General features: G+C 38.9%; 16 protein-coding genes. 12 read left to right on the forward strand and 4 right to left on the reverse strand.

Features of this window, described 5'->3' with window-relative positions; genetic code table 11:
* The first annotated feature begins 54 nt into the window (after positions 1 to 54).
* Positions 55 to 792 carry a YdeJ family lipoprotein gene (locus tag ACWATA_RS10180; RefSeq protein WP_155010065.1) on the forward strand — a complete coding sequence of 246 codons (738 nt, stop codon included), beginning with the start codon at positions 55 to 57 and terminating at the stop codon, positions 790 to 792.
* Between the two features lie 186 nt (positions 793 to 978).
* On the opposite strand, the gene ACWATA_RS10185 is transcribed toward ACWATA_RS10180, so the two are convergent.
* Entirely contained in the window at positions 979 to 1890 is a 912-nt protein-coding gene (locus tag ACWATA_RS10185; RefSeq protein WP_473049804.1) for a DMT family transporter, read from the reverse strand.
* 167 nt (positions 1891 to 2057) lie between these two features.
* On the reverse strand, positions 2058 to 2204 hold the full coding sequence (locus ACWATA_RS10190; protein ID WP_013057506.1) for a hypothetical protein: 147 nt from the start codon (positions 2202 to 2204) through the stop codon (positions 2058 to 2060).
* Positions 2205 to 2422: 218 nt separating this feature from the next.
* On the opposite strand from ACWATA_RS10190, the gene ACWATA_RS10195 reads away from it, so the two are divergent.
* Positions 2423 to 3313: a LysR family transcriptional regulator gene (locus ACWATA_RS10195; RefSeq protein ID WP_028412938.1), complete on the forward strand. Its 891-nt coding sequence runs from the start codon at positions 2423 to 2425 to the stop codon at positions 3311 to 3313.
* Between the two features lie 85 nt (positions 3314 to 3398).
* Entirely contained in the window at positions 3399 to 4571 is a 1173-nt protein-coding gene (locus ACWATA_RS10200) for an iron-containing alcohol dehydrogenase (protein WP_473049805.1), read from the forward strand.
* 36 nt (positions 4572 to 4607) lie between these two features.
* Here the strand turns inward: ACWATA_RS10200 and ACWATA_RS10205 are convergent, their stop codons facing one another.
* On the reverse strand, positions 4608 to 4940 hold the full coding sequence (locus tag ACWATA_RS10205; protein ID WP_154973649.1) for a hypothetical protein: 333 nt from the start codon (positions 4938 to 4940) through the stop codon (positions 4608 to 4610).
* Positions 4941 to 5139: 199 nt separating this feature from the next.
* Here ACWATA_RS10205 and ACWATA_RS10210 point away from each other — a divergent pair, with 199 nt between their 5' ends.
* The 7 genes from ACWATA_RS10210 (at position 5140) to ACWATA_RS10240 (ending at position 11676) form a co-directional block, all read left to right on the forward strand.
* Positions 5140 to 6177: an EAL domain-containing protein gene (locus ACWATA_RS10210; protein ID WP_473049806.1), complete on the forward strand. Its 1038-nt coding sequence runs from the start codon at positions 5140 to 5142 to the stop codon at positions 6175 to 6177.
* A gap of 172 nt (positions 6178 to 6349) precedes the next feature.
* A complete protein-coding gene (locus ACWATA_RS10215) occupies positions 6350 to 7594 on the forward strand; it encodes a YeeE/YedE family protein (protein WP_473049807.1) in 1245 nt (414 codons plus the stop codon).
* A gap of 313 nt (positions 7595 to 7907) precedes the next feature.
* Entirely contained in the window at positions 7908 to 9014 is a 1107-nt protein-coding gene (locus ACWATA_RS10220) for a CapA family protein (protein WP_335707120.1), read from the forward strand.
* A 93-nt stretch (positions 9015 to 9107) separates the two neighbouring features.
* Positions 9108 to 9293: a DUF4083 family protein gene (locus ACWATA_RS10225; RefSeq protein WP_013057499.1), complete on the forward strand. Its 186-nt coding sequence runs from the start codon at positions 9108 to 9110 to the stop codon at positions 9291 to 9293.
* A gap of 100 nt (positions 9294 to 9393) precedes the next feature.
* Positions 9394 to 9627, forward strand: a complete 234-nt coding sequence (gene brfA, locus ACWATA_RS10230) for a ribosome rescue factor BrfA (RefSeq protein WP_028412944.1) — start codon at positions 9394 to 9396, stop codon at positions 9625 to 9627.
* A gap of 104 nt (positions 9628 to 9731) precedes the next feature.
* A complete protein-coding gene (locus ACWATA_RS10235; RefSeq protein WP_028412945.1) occupies positions 9732 to 10217 on the forward strand; it encodes a GNAT family N-acetyltransferase in 486 nt (161 codons plus the stop codon).
* A gap of 127 nt (positions 10218 to 10344) precedes the next feature.
* Complete coding sequence (locus tag ACWATA_RS10240; protein WP_473049808.1) at positions 10345 to 11676, forward strand: TIGR00366 family protein; 1332 nt, start codon at positions 10345 to 10347, stop codon at positions 11674 to 11676.
* 69 nt (positions 11677 to 11745) lie between these two features.
* On the opposite strand, the gene ACWATA_RS10245 is transcribed toward ACWATA_RS10240, so the two are convergent.
* Positions 11746 to 12585 carry an SDR family oxidoreductase gene (locus tag ACWATA_RS10245; RefSeq protein WP_473049809.1) on the reverse strand — a complete coding sequence of 280 codons (840 nt, stop codon included), beginning with the start codon at positions 12583 to 12585 and terminating at the stop codon, positions 11746 to 11748.
* Positions 12586 to 12815: 230 nt separating this feature from the next.
* Between ACWATA_RS10245 and ACWATA_RS10250 the strand changes: the two genes are divergently transcribed.
* Entirely contained in the window at positions 12816 to 13778 is a 963-nt protein-coding gene (locus ACWATA_RS10250; protein ID WP_057244664.1) for a carbohydrate ABC transporter permease, read from the forward strand.
* Positions 13778 to 14605 (forward strand): carbohydrate ABC transporter permease, encoded by an 828-nt coding sequence (locus ACWATA_RS10255; protein ID WP_013057493.1) that lies wholly within the window; start codon positions 13778 to 13780, stop codon positions 14603 to 14605. Before ACWATA_RS10250 ends, ACWATA_RS10255 begins: the two co-directional genes overlap by 1 nt.
* Positions 14606 to 14670 lie beyond the last annotated feature (65 nt).

Here is a 14670-nt window from a genome sequence, read left to right on the forward strand (position 1 = left end):
AAAATATTGTCATTCGCTTAAATTAACAAATAAACGAAAGGAATGATTTGACGAATGAAAAAACGAACCGAGCGTGTTTATTTTCATGCTGCTATATTTATGCTGGTGGGAACGTTAGTAGGGTGTGCTGGAAACAAGGACGAAAAATCCATAGAAGAAACCACAAGTGAAATGAATATAAATTCCTCAGTAAAAGAAGCTACAGGCAAAACGGATGGAAGCCCCTCAACAAAAGAAGCTGCGAGTAAAACAGATGAAAGTTCCTCAAGCAGTGAGTCGAAGCAATCAGACAAAGCTGATAAAAATGACGCCTCTTCAGAAAAAGCTGTTGATGAAAATTCCGATAGCATTTCGTCTGGAAATAGTAATTCAAATGTTAGTAAGAAGGAAGACAAAAAAACACTATCTAATTATTCGAGCAAACAAATTGAATATGCTCGAATTTGGTTACAGCTAGGACCAAATCAAGAGATAGATGAGCTAAATGTTCGCCACATTTCAGCCGGAGAATTAGTCAATATTTATGACGATACTAGTGCTAGCTATCCAAAAGACGTTGTTACATTAGAGGGTTCTCGTTCTGTTGATGGTTCAGTGACTTATAGTAGTAACGGAAATGGTACAATTAACGTGTACAACGTTCCTTCACATTGGTCCAGTTCTGCTCAGGTAGATAAGGATTTTATGAAAAATTACACAGAGGATATTATTCGAAATGCAAAGCTGGTTCACGTTGACCCAGGTGAGGATAAAAAAATCATAAAATTAATCAACATATTAAATGTTTATTAATAAAACCAACGGGGGCTTAATTCAATTAGGACATTAAAATAATATACGAATAACGCTCAGACAAAATCTGAGCGTTATTCGTTACCATTCATATTGCTAATTCACTATTAAAATAGATGCTAATTAGGCTTTTAATTACATGGCTTTTAGCTTGTTTTTTTGCATCAACCGAACCCGTTACTCTTTTTAGTTTGCTTTTTTAAGTTTGAGAGCTGTTTTAGGAGCAGGGCTTTTTTTAACAATATACAAACCGCTAAAAATAATAAGTCCTCCAAGCAGCTGCATGGAATTGATGGTTTCTCCAATGGCTACAGCAGCAAAGACAACGGCGAACAAAGGAATAACATACATGTAAACCATTACTTTTGTAGACCCAATTTTTCCAATTCTTACATACCACATTACCAGCCCGTACACCGTCACGAACAAAACAGAGTATGCCAAAGAGCTCCAGCTGCCTATATCTGTTGGCCAGATAAGCGTTTGATAGGTGAAAAGACAGTAGACAGTAAGAGGAATAGCTCCGATCAAAGCAGACCAGGCAGTCACGCGCAAAGCAGAATATTTTACGACTAAAGGTTTTGCTAAAATTGGATACCAGCCCCACGCAACGGCCGCTACAATCCCCATGATATTTCCGAACCATGCAAGCTGCGACAGCGCATGACTAGAGTGACCAAACAGCAGTACAAACGCAGCCCCGAAAAAAGCAAGCACAGAGCCTAGCTGTGTTTTTAATGAAAAAGCTTCATGCTTATATAAGATAGCTAAGATTCCTGTGAAAATAGGAGACATCGAAATAAGTAAAGAAGCATTTGTAGCTGTCGTATATTTAACAGATACCATAAACAGCGTTTGATAGAGTGTAACGCCTACTATGCTGACCGCTATTAAACGTCCCCAGTCTTTTTTTTCGATTCGAATGCCTCGCTCTACGATTCCTGTAATAAGTAAAAGAATAGGAGCAACCGTTATAAAACGCAGCGCGCTAAATTGGATAGAAGACATATGAGCAACTCCAAATTTTCCGATTGTATAATTGGCTCCCCAAATTAACGCAACGGATAATAATATCCATTCCAGCCAGCCTTTTTTCATGTCATCACCTCGTGTAAGTATAAAAAGTAAATAAGTGCGGATATCCTTAGTTACAAAGTATACAGGAAGAAATTATGTAAAAGGCCAGCCAATTCAGGTATTTTTATCTCATCCACTTGTTTATAATACAAACAAAAACGCAGCTGCAATGGCTGCGTTCATGACTGTTATCCACATTGTTCTATCTCATCTAATCGCACAAGTTCGACTTTAAAAGCATGATCAATCGGTCGAATTTCACAGTATCCTGAATCATATACGTGAATCAGTACAAAGCGTTTTCCTTTATATAGCACTTCTTTGTAGGCTGTCACGAGATACACCCTTTCTTTTCATAAGTTTGTTTTTCATTCTATGAACAAAAAACGACGTAATTGCCTAATATAAAAAGAATTTTTAAGGTTGATAAAATTGCTTGGCAAAACAAGTTCGCTTATACTGTACTGTGATTCTATTTACGTATAGGTTCTGATTAAGAACAGCTTTAGCATATGGATAACGAAACAAAACAGCAGTACATAAGGAGCAGCACATGGATATTAACTATTTATATACATTTAAAGAAGTAGCGAAGTGGGGGAGCTATACACGAACGGGCGAGGAATTAGGGTATGCTCAGTCAAGCGTTACCACTCATATAAAAAAATTAGAGGATCATTACGGTCAAAAACTATTTGAACGAACAGGACAAAAAATGAAGCTAACTCAGCCTGGTGAAGAATTGCTTTATTATGTGAATCAAGTAACCGAGTTATTAAATGAAGCAAAAGAGCGCCTTACTACGAATGAAGATGCTAGAGGAACAGTTTCAATAGGAACCGTGGAGTCGCTGGCCGCTTATTTTATTACACCGTATATTCGTGAATTAAAAAAGCAGCACCCTTCTCTAAAGATTATGCTAGAAGCGGGTTTATGTCCAAATTTAACACAAGGGATTATTGACGGAAAGTATGACGTAGCCGTTTTGCTTGATCGCCTTCAAACCTCTTCAAGTTTAGAAGTGATTCCTATTCGAAAAGAAAACATGGTTATGATTGCTTCGCCTTCGCATTTTTTTAGTGAAAAAAACAACGTTGTAATGGAAGAGTTTGAAGGTGAAACCATCATTTTAACCGAGAGTGGCTGCCCTTATCGTACGCTTTTAGAAGAGATGATGCGCAGCAGGGGTATTCATATGCAATCGGTGATTTCATTTAGCAGTCTTGAAGCAATTAAACAGTGCGTAGCGGATAATTTAGGTATTGCTCTTGTGCCAGAAATAGCGGTAAAACAAGAGATTGAAAATGGAAAACTGATTAAAATCCCGTTTGACCATGAAGAATTTTATCTTTATTCACAGCTCATATTCAAAAAGAAAAAATGGCTGACGGCACCCATTCAACACTTGATTTCACTTGTACAAGAAGGTTATCAAAAATATTGATAATAGATATAGAGAATCTTCAATAATGATGAAGCTGCTTTCGTGATACACTTTTTACAAGAAAAGAAAACTAGAGGTGTAGAACATGAATATATTTTTGCAGCACAATCCTACCAAATTATACTTTGGAAAAAATCAAATTACGAAGCTATCGCAAGAGCTTGCTTCTTATCATAAACAAGTAAACGTTCTGTTAGTATACGGAGGAGGAAGCATCAAACAAAATGGCGTATACGACGAAGTGAAAGCTGAACTTCAGTCTATTAACGCAGTTGTTCACGAGCTGTCTGGTGTAGAACCGAACCCTCGTTTGACTACGGTAGCTAAAGGCGTTGACATATGTAAAAAAGAAAACATTGATTTTCTCTTAGCCGTTGGGGGAGGAAGCGTGATCGATTGTACAAAAGCTATCGCAGCTGGAGCCGTGTATGAAGGGAATACATGGGACTTAATTACACGCAAAGTAGAGATTACAGGTGCTCTTCCTTTTGGAACGGTCTTAACACTTGCGGCAACAGGATCTGAAATGAATTCAACTTCTGTTATTACAAATTGGGAAACAAAAGAAAAGCTAGGTTGGACGTCTTCTCATGTATTTCCCGTCTTTTCTATCTTAGATCCGGCGTACACGTTTTCAGTGCCGCGCGACCAAACAGTCTATGGAATTGTTGACAGTATGTCGCATGCGCTTGAACACTATTTTCATCGTACAGAAAATACGCCGATGATCGACGGCTTTATTGAATCATTGCTAAGAACAGCTGTACAAGAAGGTCCTAAGCTTCTTACAAACCTGACTTCTTATCAGTATCGCGAAACAATGATGTATATCAGCACGACGGCTTTTAACGGAAGCTTAGCAAACGGAACGGACGGGGGAGACTGGGCTACTCATCGTATTGAACATGCTCTGTCGGCCGTGTATGATATTCCCCACGGAGGCGGCCTTGCTATCTTGTTCCCTAATTGGCTGGAGCATGTGCTAAAAGAAGATCCTTCTCGTGTAAAACAACTGGCTGTAAACGTATTTGGCATCAACCCAGAAGGAAAAAGCGATGAAGAAACAGCAATGGAAGGTGCAAAAGCGCTTCGCACTTTCTGGAATGACTTAGGAGCCCCGAACAGCTTGCGTGACTATGATATTGATGACTCTGAATTTGATGCGATTATTGAAAAGACCTTTGTAAAACCAGGTGTTGGTACTTATAAAGAGCTTGATTATGCAAGCGTTCGAGATATTCTAGAAAGATCCAAATAAAAAGACGAGCTGCCTGCTCGTCTTTTTTATATGTACTTAATAATCCATTAGAAAATAAAGAAAGAGAAAAAAGCACAGCAAGATGCAGCCTGCTCCTACCGTTATTTCGGAAAAACCTTGAATAAACGTATTTTTGGGAATGCCTCCTTCATTTTGTAGCTGAAATACGCGTTTTCTTTTGCGCTCATGAACGATTACCAACGAACCAAAAGCAACCGATAATAATGTAAAGAGCGGCACCACAATTAAAAACAGCTTAATAGAATACGCCCAGTACAATATATAGAGCGTATAATACATTGCTCCAGTACTTAAGGCAAAGAGTAGTAAAGAAAATAAAAACCACTTCGTAAAACGGTTTTTGCTCATGTATGGTTCACTTCCTTTTATCAAGTGCGTCTTATGATGTAGACAATAAAACACGTCTATCATTTTACCAAAACTTTTTGGTACATTCTATTTTAGCGGAAAAATAGGGTTTGCAAGTTTCTTAAAAGTGGTATAGTTCCTAAGAACTATACGTGTATACATACAAAAAACTGATGATAAATGAGGGAGAAGATGAGCTATGGGATGCGACGCGTGTCTGCCAATTAGGACAGGATATACGGTTTCTTTTCAGCAATCAAGGGATGCAAAGAAATTGGAAAAATACTTTAAAGATATTTCTCAAAACCAATGGAAGACTCTTGGAGAAGACATGATCTGGATGAGGGAAGATATCTTTTGGGATTTTATGGATTATATTCATCAGCATCTAGACCCTCGGCATGTGTGGGCTGTAGAAGCCAAGCAGCGGAGCCCGTTTGAAAACCTGCGGCGTATGGAGCCAATCACCGATTTCCAAAAAATGAAAGATGCCTTGTGGATTGATGAGCTGATTGAAGACAAGCGAATTTGCTCGTATTATCAGCCGATTGTATCGGTTGATAATGAACGCGTGCATATCGTTGGCCACGAAATTTTATCAAGAGGATTAGAAGAAGACGGAAGTATTATACCTCCTTTTAAAATGTTTGAAGCTGCTCAAATAAGAAATAAAACCTTCGCTCTTGACCGAGCCTGCCGCTTAGAAGCTGTAAAAAATGCTAGTATTATTGATCATCAGCTGATTTTTATTAACTTTATTCCTACAGCAATATATAACCCTGAGCATTGCTTAGCATCTACATTTACATTAATTAAAGAATTGAATATAAAGCCCGAGCAAATTGTGTTTGAAGTGATTGAAACGGAGGATGTTCAAGATATTGAGCATTTGAAAAACATTTTGAATTATTATCGCTCCCACGGATTTAAATATGCTTTAGATGACGTAGGAGTTGGCTATAATACGCTGAATCGGCTTTTAGAAGTGGAGCCTGACGTCGTGAAATTGGCATTTGAATTCACAAACGGAGTCAGTAAGAATGAGAAACAGAAAAAAGTGGCCCAAGAGATGTTAGCTATCACCCATAAAATGGGGGCGCAGGCTCTTGCAGAAGGTGTAGAAACAGAAGAAGATTTAAAATGCCTGATAGAGATGGGTTATGATTTGTTTCAAGGGTATTATTTTGCAAAGCCTAATCCTAAACCTTTAAAAGAGATTCATTCTATTTACGTTTAGCAGCCAAAAGCAGAAGAACAGAAACTTCTGCTTTTTGTATGAACGAAAGTAAGAATACTCAAAAAATAAACAATTCACTTTCATTTTGCTAAATAGTTTACAGAGAAAGGGAAGTGCTATAAGATGATAAATATTAATTCTTAGTATTTCTATCAGAAAAGGAGTGGATGATTTGGCACAAACGTTGCACTCATCATATAAATCAAAGCCAACTACTGTTGTAACAGAATTAAGCCCTATGCAAAAGCCGTTATTTTCAGGAGGGGTTATAGCAGCAGTTATTTTACTTCTAGCGATTGTGCTAATGACTGATTGGACGCAAGGTGTGTTATTTATTATCGGTCTAGCACTAGGAATGACGCTTCTTTACGCACGTTTTGGCTTTACATCAGCGTTTCGCCGACTCGTATCTGTCGGCAACGTTCAAGGCTTGCAAGCGCATATGCTTATGCTAGCGATTGCGTCAACGCTGTTTGCTATTATTTTAAGTACAGGCTTTAGCTTTACAGGGGTAATGCCAAAAGGATATGTTTCACCTGTAGGAGTCAGCGTGATAGTTGGTTCGTTTATGTTTGGAATTGGCATGCAGCTAGGAAATGGATGTGCCTCAGGAACGCTGTATTCGTTAGGCGGTGGCTCTTCTTCCATGATTTTAACGCTTTTAGCCTTTATTGTAGGCTCTATGTTCGGGGCGTATCATTTGCCATTTTGGCAAAAACAACCTTCGCTTCCTCCTATTTCATTAGCTGAATCGACAGGCCTTGGTTATTTTGGTGCTTGGATTGTACAGCTTATCGCGTTTGCAGCGATTTACTGGATTACGATTCAAATTGCCAAAAAGAAAAATCCGCCTATGATGAAGCAGCTTCCTACGACAAAAGGGTGGAAAAAGATCATTCGCGGCTCTTGGCCTCTATTCACTGCAGCGATTGTGCTGGCTGTATTAAATGCATTAACGCTGGCTGTAAGAGGAAATCCTTGGGGTATTACTTCTGCCTTTGCTTTATGGGGCGGAAAAGCAATGATGGCAGCTGGAATAGATGTATCAAGCTGGGGATTTTTCCAAGGTGCAAATGGAGAAGCGCTAACGCAAAGTGTGCTAGCAGACTCTACCAGCGTATTGAATTTTGGGATCATACTAGGCGCTTTCATTTCAGCGACGGCGCAAGGAACGTTCAAACCAGGAAAGATTAAACCCGGGGTTGCAGGAGCAGCTGTTGTGGGGGGCCTTTTAATGGGATATGGTGCGCGACTTGCCTTTGGCTGTAACATTGGCGCTTACTTTGGCGGCATTGCTTCATTTAGTCTTCACGGATGGGTATGGATGGTTATGGCAATGCTTGGCACAGGCTTAGCACTATTTATCCGCCCGTTATTTGGACTCAAAAACCCTAAATCTAATGATTCGATTTGTTAAGTTTAAATAAAACCTTCTTTGCATGAGCAAAGGAGGTTTTTATTTTAGGTGATGTTTGGAATCGCTCTGCTATTTTGTGAATCACTTGAAGTTTAGTACAGCTCATCAGTTTTCTCCGCAGCGTTTGCGCGACTTTTCTCTTAGCCAAATCCTCTTGTCCTAACCCAAAAAGAATATAAAAACTTCCTTTTTTTATAAAAATTTCACTTATTTTGCCGATATAACAGGAGAATTGTATGTATTTGGCGAAATAAGCAGTAAACACCAAGTCCAGACACAGTTATCAAAACGTAAAAAGGGGTTTTAACGTTACATGAACAAGTATTTAAAAAAAGCTGTTATTTATGGAAGTTTGTGTTTTTTACTGGGAGCGTGCGGAGGAGCAGGAGAACAAACCTCTTCTGAGCCGCAGAAAAAAGAAGAAACAGTAAAGTCTAAAGAAGAAGCGAGTAAAAAAGAGAAAAAAGACGCAATCAATACAACCATTAAAGTTAGCGCAGCAGGAGATTTTACCTTAGGAAACGATGAAAGCTTTGGGTACGATTCTACTTTTAACGACGTAGCAGCAAGAAATGGCCTGCCGTATTTTACGCAAAATGTAAAATCGATCTTTGAGCAAGATGACTTAACAACGGTTAATTTAGAAACAACGCTGACAACTGCGACGGAAAAAGCAAGTAAAACATTTCGTTTTAAAGGTGATCCTTCGTTTGTAAATATTTTAAAACAAGGAAGTATTGAAACCGTTAACTTAGCTAATAATCATACGCATGATTATTTACAGCAAGGATATGATGATACACGAGAAAACTTAAAGAAAAGCGGAATAGGCTATTTTGGCTATGAAGATACATATATCACAACGGTAAAAGGAGTCAAAGTAGGATTGCTTGGATATCCGGGCTGGGATGACACAAAAGAAGTAAGAAGTCAGATTAAAGACGGAATTAAGTCTTTAAAAAAGAAAGGCGCCAAAATTATCATTGTGCATTTCCACTGGGGATCTGAACGACACTATGTTCCTGATACAGCGCAGCAGGCACTGGCGAAGTATACAATTGATAACGGAGCAGATTTGATTTTAGGTCATCACCCTCACGTTGTTCAAGGAATTGAAGAATACAAAAATAAATTTATTGTCTATAGCTTAGGAAACTTTATGTTTGGCGGAAACAAAAATCCAAGTGATAAGGATACATTTGTATTTCAACAGACCTTTACGATTAAAGATGGAAAGCTAACGACTAATAAAGACATCAACGTCATTCCATTCCGTATTTCTTCCACAACGGCGCGAAACGACTACCGACCTACGCCTTTAACAGGAGCAGAAAAGGACCGGGTGAAAAATAAACTGATTGATGTTTCCAATCAAATCAAACAGGAAAAGTGGACGGTCTACGATGAAGGTAGTAAATGAAGCTCTCGGTATTGAGAGCTTTTTTTTATGCAATAAAGCGATATACATCCAAATAAATGATATAATGTAAAAAAATAGATTAAAGGTGGAACTATGGTTAATATAGGTGATATTATTTTTCAAATTCTTATGCTGCTGATCCTGATAGGAATAGCAGGAGTAATAATTGCATTTATTATAGGCTTAAAAAGGTTGATTCAAAAGCAGGGGGCAAATGAAAAAAGGCTTCAGAGAATGGAACAAAAATTAGATGATATGCTGAAAAATAAAGAGTCATGACTATACAGAAGCACTGTTAACACATCAGTGCTTCTGAACTTGACATTTTATAAAAAAGCAGTAAGATATGTATACATCGTTTATATAGGGAGGAAGTTACATGGCAAAGTCAAAAGCAAAAAAAATGCGTGATAAAATGACGCGTGAAGGAAAACGAAATCCAGAATTAAACCGCAGCCTGTTTATATTTGCAGACATGGAAACGCGCAAAACCAAAACAAAGAAGGAAAAACTTCAGCATCAGCACACAAAACATAAAAAACGATTATCAGACGGAGCGTACAGTACCGGAGATGATCGTTTTTTTATTGCGCTTCATACATCTACAAAATGAAAAAAGAGCTTTTTGACTATCCATCTTCACTTTGCCTCAAACATTTTTACTGTAAACTTTCACAAAAAACCCTTATGATAGGAAAAGAAGGAGATGAACTAAGAATGCTTACGATTGAAAAAGTACCTAAAAGCCAAGCGGGCGTTTTGCAAAATTTGTATTCTCTTTATCTCCATGATTTATCTGCGTATACACCTTCTTTAGATATTCGCGAAGATGGAGCTTTTCATTTTGAAGAGCTGCCCTTGTTTTGGAAAGTAGAAGGCCTCTCGCCATACTTTATTAAAGTAGATGATAAGCTGACGGGCTTTTTTTTACTTCTTGAACAGCCCGCACTTCAGCAAGAAGCAGATTACTGCATCAATGATTTTTTTATCTTAAACAAATACCGAAAGCAGGGCATTGCTTCTGAAACGGTAAAAGACATTTTCTCTCATCGAAAAGGAACGTATATGATTATTGAGCTTGCAGGCAATAAGCGGGCTATTTCATTTTGGAAACATATTTATGAAAGCTTACATATTTCCTTTCAAGAAAAGAAAATTGAACTTGACGGAGAGCCAACTCTTATTCAAACGTTTAGTGTGTAAACCCCTTCTGGAAAGCAGAAGGGGTTTTTTATTAAACTAAATATTAACAATTTTCAACAAATTATGTATAATTAAAGATGCTTGTCGACATTTATTCACAGGAGCATTCCTGTAAAGGAGGAGTAAAATGAAAGCGTTATCTAATTTCTTCACGGCGCTTGTTCAGCGTTTTTTACCTGATCCGTTTGTATTTGCTTTAATCCTGACGCTGATTTTATTTGTATCAGGTATTGTTTTTACTCCTCACGGGCCGATTGAGATGGTTCAGTTTTGGGGAAGCGGCTTTTGGAACCTTCTTGCATTTGCGATGCAAATGAGCTTGGTGCTTGTCACAGGGCATGCGCTTGCTAGCTCGCCGCTTGTAAAGAAGTGGCTTGTAAACATAGCACTGTTAGCCAAAACTCCGGCGCAAGGGGTTATTCTGGTCACGCTAGGCGCAGCCATGGCTTGTATGATTAACTGGGGGTTTGGCTTAATTGTAGGTGCGCTGTTTGCGAAAGAAGTAGCGAAACGCGTGCCGGGATCTGATTATCGGTTTTTAATTGCCTGTGCTTACATAGGGTTTTTAACATGGCACGGAGGCTTGTCAGGTTCGATTCCTCTTGTCGCTGCTACACCTGGAAATCCAATGGAAAAAACGGCTGGACTTATTCCACTCTCAGACACAATTTTTACAGGCTACAACTTATTTATTACCCTCGGATTGTTGATTGTCCTTCCTATTATGACAAGACTGATGATGCCGACGGGAAAAGAAGTGGTAGAAATCGATCCAAGACTATTGGCAGAAGATGAAATGGCGCCGGCTACAGTTGTTGAGACAACTTCTTCTAAGCCAACATTTGCTGTACGCATGGAGAACAGCAGGTTTTTAAGTCTAACAATTGCACTTCTTGGGTATTCATATTTAATTTATTATTTTGTTACAAACGGTTTTAAAATGGATATCAACACGGTGAATTTATTGTTTTTTACGACGGGTATTTTACTTCACCGCACACCTTTATCCTATATGAATGCCGTTTCCAATGCTGCGAAAGGAACCGCTGGGATTGTGATTCAGTTTCCATTCTACGCAGGTATTCAAGGCATGATGGAGCTATCAGGCTTAGGCGGGAAGCTAACGAACGCATTTATCTCGATTTCAAATGAAACGACATTTCCGTTTCTTGCGTTTTTAAGTTCTGGCGTTGTGAACTTTTTTGTTCCGTCAGGAGGAGGACACTGGGTTGTACAAGGACCTTTTATTATGCCGGCAGCTGAACAGCTCGGCGTAGATCCGGGAGTCGCTGCGATGGCCATTGCTTACGGAGAAGCATGGATGAATATGGCGCAGCCGTTTTGGGCACTACCTGCACTAGCTATCGCAGGGCTCGGAGCACGCGATATAATGGGCTACTGCGTGACGACCTTAATTGTATCAGGCTTTATTTTTGCTATAGGACTAACGTTTTTTTAATACGAAAAGGTCAGCTGAAAAGCTGACCTTTTTCATTACTTTTTTCTTTCCCAAGCGTATCTATCTACTTTATAAACCAACTTCGCGCGCACTCCAGTCCCAAAATTCTTCTGCAAGCCGTTCATTTTTTGCTCTTGAAGAAGGAGGAGTCACGCGTTTTTTATAAAAATAAGCGCCGCTAATATGCGTCACTTCAGGACTGTCAGCTAAATAAATAGCTGTTTCGGCACCTTGAAGAGGCGTTAAAAAGAAAGGGCGAAGCACGGCGTGAACGCTTTTTCCAAAACCCGTTTGACGATTAACGCCGATAGCGGTAGACACGGCTCCGGGGTGAAGGCAATTTACGGTTACAGAGGTGTCTTTTAACTTTTTACTTAAATGAACCGTAAATAAGTTATTTGCTAATTTAGACTGAGAGTATCCTCGCCATATTCCGAATCCTGTTGTTAAGTGAGGGTTGGTGAGGTCTATTTTTCCCGCTTTATGAGCACCGGAGCCAACGTTTATAATGCGTCCCTGTTGAGCTTTTTTCAGCGGATCTAAAAGTAAATTAGTTAATAAAAAGTGACCCAAATGATTGACACCAAGCATCATTTCAAATCCGTCTTGTGTTGTTTCCCGCTTAATTGTCACGACGCCCGCGTTATTAATCAGCACATCAAGTACACTGTAGCGAGACGTAAAGTCTTCACTGAAAGCCCGGATACTGTCAAGAGAACCTAGGTCACAGGTCATAAGAGATATGGAATCCGATTCGCTTTGGCGTTTCGCTTCTTCTAAAGCGGCATTTCCTCTTTCTTCATTTCGGCATACCATAATGACTTCGAATCCTTTTTTAGCTAGTTCAATCGTTGTGGCCAGGCCCATTCCTGAATTGGCACCTGTAATTAGCGCTCGTTTTGCTGTCATGCGTATGTTCCTCCCAACTACATCTTTTTTCTAGTGTATAAGATAAGAAGATATGTCGTCCACTTCTAGCTTTTTCTTTTATTTCTTTCATGCTTTAGAAAAGTATGTAAAATGTGCACAGGGGAGAAAATGTTGCACAAAGGTCAATATTTTACACCCTACTCGTCAATTAAAGCGGTTTCATAAATAGCGGATTTCGCTAAAATAAGACATAGGGAGGTGCTAGTAAGATGAATAGCCAAAGTAAATTACAGGAGACAGAATATGTTCCTTTAAAGCAAGAACTTAAAAGAGAACCATCCATTAATACGAAAAAACGTAAAAATTTGAAAAATGTAGGTTTATTTGCTCTATTTGTAGGGCCCGCACTTTTAGCGTTTTGTGTGATTGTACTTATACCATTTTTTACAGGGATTTATTATTCATTTACAGACTGGAACGGAGTAAACGGCACGATTAACTGGGTGGGGCTTGATAACTTCAAGTACTTGTTCACCGAAGATAAGCAGTTTCAGCAGTCGTTTTGGATCACAACAAAATATACGGTCGTTGCGATTATCTTAACGAATGTGGTTGGGTTCGTGTTAGCAATCCTTGTTACTCAAATGTTAAAAACACGAAACATTTTACGTACGGTTTTCTTTATGCCGAATTTAATTGGCGGACTTTTACTAGGATTTGTATGGCAGTTCATTTTCGTAAAAGGATTTGCATCTATCGGACAAATCACGGGAATCTCACTTTTTGAACTTCCTTGGTTGGGAGACGCAAAAACAGCATTTTGGGGCATCGTGATTGTAAGTGTATGGCAAGGAGCAGGTTATATCATGCTTATTTACACAGCAGCACTGCAAAACGTACCGCAAGAGCTTATTGAAGCAGCAAAAATTGACGGAGCAAGCAGATGGCAAATTCTTCGTCACATTACAATTCCAATGGTAGCGCCGGCAGTAACGGTTTGTTTATTCTTAACGATTTCATGGTCATTTAAAGTATTTGATGTCAACTTATCATTAACAAACGGTGGTCCATTCAAATCAACAGAAATGTTAGCGCTTAACATTTATACAGAAGCATTTGTGAATAACAGATACGGTCTAGGTGAAGCAAAAGCCTTAATTTTCTTCATCGTCGTAGCAGCGATTACGATTATTCAAGTAACATACACGAAGAAGAAGGAGGTTGAATCGTAATGGGAAACAAATATACGAGCAAAACCTTTATTGTTGAAATTTTAGCGGTCCTGCTTGGACTGGTGTTCTTGGTTCCCTTTTATTACGTGCTTTCAAACTCACTGAAGTCATTTGCAGAAATTTTATCAAACACATCGGCACTGCCAACAACGATTCAGTTTCAAAACTTTGTTAATGCATTTAACCAAATGAACTACTTAAAAGTGCTTAGCAACTCGCTAATCATTACAGTCATCAGTAACGCAGTTCTAGTCATCTTCTGTTCAATGGCAGCTTACATGCTGGTTCGAACAAAGAAAAAAATCAGCAGCATTATCTTTATGGCATTCGTAGCGGCAATGGTTATTCCATTTCAATCCATCATGATTCCACTTGTAAAAGTAGCAGGAAACTTAAATCTGTTAAACAGCATTTGGGGTATTGTGATCATGTACTTAGGCTTCGGTTCAGGTATGACGATTTTCTTATACCACGGATTTATTAAAGGAATTCCAGTTGAGCTAGAAGAAGCGGCAATCATCGACGGATGCTCACGTCTAGGCGTATTCTGGAGAATTGTATTCCCGTTATTAAAGCCAATTACAGTGACTGTCGTCATCTTAAACAGCCTATGGATTTGGAATGACTTCTTACTTCCGTCTCTTGTTTTGCAAGATCCTGAGCTAAGAACGATTCCGCTTGCGACATTCTTCTTCTTTGGTCAGTATACAAAGCAGTGGGATTTAGCACTAGCAGCACTTGTAATCAGTATTATCCCGCTATTAATCTTCTTCTTTGCAATGCAAAAACACATTGTTAAAGGAATTACAAGCGGTTCAATTAAATAATAGAAGCGGCAACAGGGCTGGTTTTGAGGCTGAGGCATCAAAACCAGCAGCAAATAGGGAGGAAC

The organism is Priestia sp. USM5, assembly GCF_058323215.1.

Excerpts from the sequence above, each read along its gene's own strand:
- ACWATA_RS10180 (WP_155010065.1), top strand. The coding sequence starts at position 55 with ATGAAAAAACGAACCGAGCGTGTTTATTTTCATGCTGCTATATTTATG.
- ACWATA_RS10185 (WP_473049804.1), bottom strand. The coding sequence starts at position 1,890 with ATGAAAAAAGGCTGGCTGGAATGGATATTATTATCCGTTGCGTTAATT.
- ACWATA_RS10195 (WP_028412938.1), top strand. The coding sequence starts at position 2,423 with ATGGATATTAACTATTTATATACATTTAAAGAAGTAGCGAAGTGGGGG.
- ACWATA_RS10200 (WP_473049805.1), top strand. The coding sequence starts at position 3,399 with ATGAATATATTTTTGCAGCACAATCCTACCAAATTATACTTTGGAAAA.
- ACWATA_RS10205 (WP_154973649.1), bottom strand. The coding sequence starts at position 4,940 with ATGAGCAAAAACCGTTTTACGAAGTGGTTTTTATTTTCTTTACTACTC.
- ACWATA_RS10210 (WP_473049806.1), top strand. The coding sequence starts at position 5,140 with ATGGGATGCGACGCGTGTCTGCCAATTAGGACAGGATATACGGTTTCT.
- ACWATA_RS10220 (WP_335707120.1), top strand. The coding sequence starts at position 7,908 with ATGAACAAGTATTTAAAAAAAGCTGTTATTTATGGAAGTTTGTGTTTT.
- ACWATA_RS10225 (WP_013057499.1), top strand. The coding sequence starts at position 9,108 with ATGGTTAATATAGGTGATATTATTTTTCAAATTCTTATGCTGCTGATC.
- brfA (WP_028412944.1), top strand. The coding sequence starts at position 9,394 with ATGGCAAAGTCAAAAGCAAAAAAAATGCGTGATAAAATGACGCGTGAA.
- ACWATA_RS10235 (WP_028412945.1), top strand. The coding sequence starts at position 9,732 with ATGCTTACGATTGAAAAAGTACCTAAAAGCCAAGCGGGCGTTTTGCAA.
- ACWATA_RS10240 (WP_473049808.1), top strand. The coding sequence starts at position 10,345 with ATGAAAGCGTTATCTAATTTCTTCACGGCGCTTGTTCAGCGTTTTTTA.
- ACWATA_RS10245 (WP_473049809.1), bottom strand. The coding sequence starts at position 12,585 with ATGACAGCAAAACGAGCGCTAATTACAGGTGCCAATTCAGGAATGGGC.
- ACWATA_RS10250 (WP_057244664.1), top strand. The coding sequence starts at position 12,816 with ATGAATAGCCAAAGTAAATTACAGGAGACAGAATATGTTCCTTTAAAG.
- ACWATA_RS10255 (WP_013057493.1), top strand. The coding sequence starts at position 13,778 with ATGGGAAACAAATATACGAGCAAAACCTTTATTGTTGAAATTTTAGCG.